This is a genomic window from Halomonas sp. 11-S5 (genome assembly GCF_029889825.1).
Classification (GTDB): Bacteria; Pseudomonadota; Gammaproteobacteria; order Pseudomonadales; family Halomonadaceae; genus Halomonas.
In genome coordinates this window covers 1-5,454 of record NZ_JARANW010000048.1, presented here as the reverse complement: position 1 = coordinate 5,454, position 5,454 = coordinate 1, and the positions used below count along the sequence as shown (strand labels likewise).

Below are 5,454 nucleotides of genomic sequence, written 5' to 3'. Positions count from 1 at the left end.
GAGTACTTTCCGTTCTACAACGCGGAGCGGCCCCACCAGTCCCTGGGGTACCGGACACCCGACGAGGTCTACCTGAGCGGCCTGGGTGGCGGGGCATCCATACCCGATCACCTCGGGGGCCGAGGGGCGACATCGCAGAACGAAGAAACAGGGCAGCGCTGTGCCGCTGCGAACATGGCCGAGGCATTAGCTTAAACTCAGGCAAATTCTGTCTTGACCGTGGGGTCCACTTTAGAGTGATGCCTGGAAAACGAAGTTCGATATCCTTCAAAAGATTGGGGCAGACGAACAATTTATCTACAAAGCCATGAGCTCCACTGAATACAAGGGGCTTAGCTTTAAAGAAAAACATAAGATCTCGTTCAATATTTTGGCTTTTTTGTTCGGCCCTCTTTACTATTTTAGCAAAACAATGTGGGCGAAAGGCGCTGTAATCCTGGGCGCAACATGGGTGCTGGCTTCTTTGTTAACGCTTGTGGAAGCCGTTATCGGGGTTGCGTTACCCGTTATTCTTTATTGGATTCCTTCGGCAGTGATCTGTGCTCAGCTCGCCAACTATGATTACTTCCGCAAAGTAATGCATGATGAGAATATGTGGAGTGGTTTGCCCGATATTTTTTCAAAGCCAGTGGGCGCAATAGGGTTTCCGTTGGCGGCGTTGGTTTTGTTGTTTGGTATTTCGACATTGAGCCCCGCCTATATCGCGGAGACAAAAAATCAGACGCTTGCAGATGTTAGTGGAGTTTGGCGTGGCGATACCGACGGAGCAATGATTACGATTTCTTTGAGCGGAAAACCGAAGGTGTTGAGCATTAACGGAACGCGGGTGCCGGTTACTGTGCAATCCATCGATCAAGACAATCATATCGTTACTTTAGGTGTGGGTTTGTCTAACGGGCAACAGGTGTCCTGGGCATTACGCCAGCTGTTTGATCAAGAAGGACGCTTTACGCTGCAAATGACACTTCATGATGGTACACAAGACAGCCTTTCCTATGTGAGAGATTTGTAAGTGAGCACCTAACAATCGCGTAAACTCGGACTGCCCAAAGCTGCGCTGCGAAGCGGCGCAGCTTTGGGCAGCCGGTTACGCGTAGCGTTAGCCGCCTAGGAGAGATCGTGAATAATTTGGACTATCATAAACAAGCATTTAACAGCGTTGGCTGGTTTATCCCACCATACGTTCAGCTTGGATTTTTGGGAAATGTGGCAAAACAAATTAATGACAATAATGTGTGCGGAAACACTCTTGCTCCGTATCTCGCACCAATTTACTCACCAGATAACTTAGCGGCTATGGTATCTGAGCGTTACCACGCTGTTCCATTCATAAACGAATATCATGAAATAATCGCTGAGTCTGTAGAAGCTCATTTTCTTGGGCTTAATCATATTGCTGTATCTGGATTAATGCCAGTGATTGAAGGCGCAGGACGAAAAATAGCGGATAGCCGTTCTGTTACAGTCACAAGTATAAAGAGCGTTTTTCAAAACTTGGCTATTGATTGTAAAGATGACGTAACAACTAATAATATCGGTGCGGTAGGTGAAATCGTTTCCATGATGGATGCTTTCATTGAGTTCACTGATAACAATCTTTACATCAGCTCAAATAATTATACCCTGAACGACAATACTAACAGACATGGTATTTTACATGGCGCTTTCTCTGATTCCGATTATGGGGAGCCATTAAATTTCTATAAATCAATTGGTGCAATCGATTTCTTGTGTTTTGTGTCTGCATTGCGTGCTCCCATTTCATGTTTCGCACCATCAACCACCGATGAATCACAAGCTCTGGCAGCTTACTATCGGTTATGTATTCAACTTGGGCAAAAAAAGCCAGCAGCGGCTAACAAGTCAAATCACTCGGACGCAGTAAACTGCGCCGGTGTTTGAGGCGTTATGTAGTTGCTACACGCTGGCTACCTCAGTTAATGACATAGGAGTGTCGAAATGTTTGATTACACAATAATTCACTGGATCACATTTCTTGCTGCGGCGGCCCTTCTAAACCTTTCCCCGGGGCCGGATATCGCTTTCATTTTAGGGCAAACCTTGCGCAACGGACGTCAACATGGGTTCGCTGCGATGCTCGGCATTTGGACAGGTGCGGCGTTGCATGTCGCTATGGCGGCGGTGGGCCTTTCGGCGATCCTTGCCACGTCCGCCCTGGCGTTTTCTATTGTTAAGTGGGTAGGCGCCGCATATTTGATATGGCTTGGTATCAGAATGCTTCTATCGCGTGGCGACTCCTTCGTGCCCAGCGAGGGCGTCAGCCATCAACGAATGCATTCAATTTATTGGCAAGGCGTGTTGGTTTCTGCACTTAACCCGAAAGTAGCCGTATTTTTCCTTGCTTTCCTGCCACAGTTTGTCGTGGAAGGTGCTGGCCCTCCCGGTGCTCAGTTATTGTTGCACGGAAGCCTGATCATTGTTGTCGCGGCTTTTATAGAGCCACCTTTGGTTATGCTGGGGTCAAAGCTAGGAGATTTCTTGAGACAAAATCGGCGAGTTGGCTTATGGATGGATCGAGGCCTTGGAGCCTTGTTCGTCGCCTTGGGTGCGCGCCTTGCAGCCAGTACCAGGTAATGTAGTGAGCAGGGGGAGCAATTTACTTTTAACTACATAACCAAGCCATGCACCGGATGCCAAACCCTCCGCTTCGCTGCGGTTTTGCCACCGGTGATGGCGGGCGTTATACAAAATGGAGTTGACTTTTTGAGCATCGATCTGAAAAAACGATGTTTGCTGTGTGAAGAAGTCATTTCCACAGAAATAGACTCTCGTGAACACTTGATTCCCAACTCAATTGGTGGGAGGAAGAAAGTCTCAGGCTTCCTGTGTGTGGACTGCAACTCAAAATCTGGTGATAACTGGGAGTCTGCACTTGCGCGCCAAATGAACCCGTTGAGTCTGTTTTTTCGCATTAACAGGGAGCGTGGTGATGCACCTTCTCAGAAGTTTCAAACCACCAGCGGAGATGAATGGGTACTCAATGCTGATGGATCACTGGACTTACCAAGACCTATTTTCAAAGAGCAGAAAAACGAAAACGGAGTAGAGATTAACATTTCCGCCAGAAACATGGCTGAAGCAAAAAAGATGCTGAAAGGTGTCGCCAGGAAATACCCGCAACTTGATGCTGATGAACTGCTTGAGAAAGCTCAGTCGAAATCCAGCTATTCTCAGAATCCAATTAAACTCAGTTTGTCCTTCGGTGGTTTAGATGCAGGGCGCTCATTTGTCAAAACAGCGCTTGCGTTGGTCTCTACAACTGGCGTGAGTGTGAGAGGCTGTGAGCATGCTATTCAATTCCTAAAGGAACAAGAATCTGAGCCGTGTTTTGGGTATTACTACGAGAGGGATTTAGTGCTTGAAAGGCCCTCTGGAATTCCAATTCACATTGTCCATGTTAATGGCGACCCAGATAGCAATCTCATTCGTGGATACGTCGAATACTTCGGTGTAATGCGGGTTGTCATGTGTTTGTCGAGCAGCTATTCAGGCAGTGCATTCTCGGCAACGTATTCGATTGATCCGACCACAGGTAAAGAGCTGGAGCTCGATGTTGATCTAGATTTGACGTCCACTGACATACGGAAGGCATATAACTACGAGAAGTGGGATGGCAATGCCGTACAGCAGGCTATGGGTGCAGTTATAGGTCCAGCACTGGAAATCCAGCATAAAGAAGAAAGGGAGAGGGTGCTAGAGGAGGCGGTTCGGTACGCATTTTCCAATTGCGGAGCAAAAGAAGGCGAAACAATAACCGAAGAGCAACATAACCGTCTGGTGGGCCTGCTATGGGAGAAATTGGAACCATGGGTATTAAACCAACTCGTTGGCCGGCATAGGCGTGATTAGGTATAACAAGTTTCTGCACGCGGATAAATTACTCGCTGCGCTCATAATTTACCGGTGAGCAAGGCGTTAAAGGCTCAAGGGAGCTTCCGGTGAGTAAGGAAGATCTTTCCCCAGAAGATCAGGCCTACTACAAGCGTTTTGAGGTCAAGCCGCTACGAGTATTGCTGTATTTTCTGGCGGTCGTTTACTTGGTGTTTGTATTTGCGATTGGTGGTTCCCAGTTCAGCGGAGGTTTTTTCAGCGGCGCAGTTGGAAGCTTTATCCTGATTCAAGGTATCGATCTCTCTCACAGAAGATTGATTGTCGTTGGCGGGTTCCTGACAGTTGTGAGCGTCTTACAGACGATATCTTTGGCGTTGTCGTGACTTGCGAGAGCTGACGGAAAAGCCTTTAACAAAGTAAGCGCTCCACAAACCCCACCTTCTGCATCTGAATAGTGTCCGCCAGACTGGTGTCATCCGAAAGCAAGGAGGACACCATGACCGACCTGACCTCGACACAGGCCTTCTGGCTGGGCCATCTGTTCCATGCTTGCCTCTCGGCAACTGCCGTTGAGCGAGTACGCCGCGGAGCAAGGACTGGAGCTGGCATCACTGCTGGCGTGGGAGCAGCGCCTGGTGGTGCAGGAAGTGCCCGTGCCACCTCGTCATCGGCCGCTGCGCTTCGTTGCCGTGGAGGTGGCGCCATGATTCGCCCGGACACCGGACTGCGGGTCTACCTTTGCCGCGAGCCCGTCGATATGCGCAAGCAGATCGACGGGCTGGCCCTGCTGGTGCAGGAGGCCATGGAGCTCAATCCCTTCGAGGAGGCGGTGTTCGTGTTCGGCAACCGCCAGCGCGATAAGGTAAAGTTGCTGTTCTGGGAGCGTAACGGCTTCGTGGTCTGGTACAAGCGCCTGGAGCGCGAGCGCTTCAAGTGGCCCGACCGGCTGGAGGGCGACACGGTTACGCTCTCGGGCCAGGAGCTGAACTGGCTTCTGGATGGCTATGACCTCAGCGCCATGCGCCCCCATAAGGCGTTGGATTTTCAGTCGGTTGGCTGATTTTCTGCTGCTTCCAGCAGCGCTGCTTGGTAAAATATCGGCATGACGTCGTCGGCCTCACCTTCCTCCGCCAGTGTCTCCCGGCTGCAGCGCCAAGTGCGCGCTCAGCAGGAGGAGATCGCGCGTCTCCATCAGCTGATGGAGAAGAAGGAGGCCGAGTGGGAAGCCGCCAAGGCCGCGTTGTTCGAGCAGTTCCGCCTGGCCATCGAGCGTCAGTTCGGCCCCTCCACGGAAAAGTATCGCGTCACGCAGGGTGACCTCCTCATCAACGAGGCTGAAGCAGCGGTCGACGAGGAACAGGCGAGCGCTCAGGATGACGCGGCCGACGACGGGGTCGATGCGACGGCCGAGCCGCGTCAGCCAGCCAAGCGCCGTAGCCGTGGCGGTCGGGTGGCCCTGCCCCCCGAACTGCCCCGTGTCGAGGTTATCCATGTGTCAGTACCGATGCTAAAAGTCCCCTGAGTACCGAAATAAGGTGTCCCCCACTCAAGCGGGGTACCCTCTGATTGGGAAACAGAACGATCAGGAGGTACCCGATGCTC

Annotated in this window: 8 protein-coding genes and 1 pseudogene; all 9 read left to right on the top strand. The window is 51.0% G+C overall.

The features are described 5' to 3' along the window. A pseudogene (locus OP497_RS17360) lies at nucleotides 1-195 on the top strand (hypothetical protein); the annotation flags it as partial. A gap of 112 nt (nucleotides 196-307) precedes the next feature. Then, nucleotides 308-1,012, top strand: a complete 705-nt coding sequence (locus OP497_RS17355; RefSeq protein WP_280550740.1) for a DUF2628 domain-containing protein — start codon at nucleotides 308-310, stop codon at nucleotides 1,010-1,012. Between the two features lie 107 nt (nucleotides 1,013-1,119). Further along, nucleotides 1,120-1,902, top strand: a complete 783-nt coding sequence (locus OP497_RS17350; protein WP_280550738.1) for a hypothetical protein — start codon at nucleotides 1,120-1,122, stop codon at nucleotides 1,900-1,902. Between the two features lie 57 nt (nucleotides 1,903-1,959). Beyond that, nucleotides 1,960-2,595: a LysE family translocator gene (locus OP497_RS17345; protein WP_280550736.1), complete on the top strand. Its 636-nt coding sequence runs from the start codon at nucleotides 1,960-1,962 to the stop codon at nucleotides 2,593-2,595. Between the two features lie 129 nt (nucleotides 2,596-2,724). After that, nucleotides 2,725-3,870, top strand: coding sequence for an HNH endonuclease (locus tag OP497_RS17340; protein ID WP_280550734.1), 1,146 nt, complete (start codon nucleotides 2,725-2,727; stop codon nucleotides 3,868-3,870). 89 nt (nucleotides 3,871-3,959) lie between these two features. Further along, on the top strand, nucleotides 3,960-4,235 hold the full coding sequence (locus tag OP497_RS17335) for a hypothetical protein (protein ID WP_280550733.1): 276 nt from the start codon (nucleotides 3,960-3,962) through the stop codon (nucleotides 4,233-4,235). Between the two features lie 162 nt (nucleotides 4,236-4,397). Continuing rightward, complete coding sequence (locus tag OP497_RS17330; RefSeq protein WP_280550732.1) at nucleotides 4,398-4,559, top strand: hypothetical protein; 162 nt, start codon at nucleotides 4,398-4,400, stop codon at nucleotides 4,557-4,559. After that, on the top strand, nucleotides 4,556-4,912 hold the full coding sequence (gene tnpB, locus OP497_RS17325) for an IS66 family insertion sequence element accessory protein TnpB (RefSeq protein WP_238979190.1): 357 nt from the start codon (nucleotides 4,556-4,558) through the stop codon (nucleotides 4,910-4,912). The genes OP497_RS17330 and tnpB overlap by 4 nt, the downstream gene beginning before the upstream one ends. 42 nt (nucleotides 4,913-4,954) lie before the next feature. Continuing rightward, nucleotides 4,955-5,374 (top strand): transposase, encoded by a 420-nt coding sequence (locus tag OP497_RS17320; RefSeq protein WP_280550731.1) that lies wholly within the window; start codon nucleotides 4,955-4,957, stop codon nucleotides 5,372-5,374. Nucleotides 5,375-5,454: the final 80 nt, after the last annotated feature.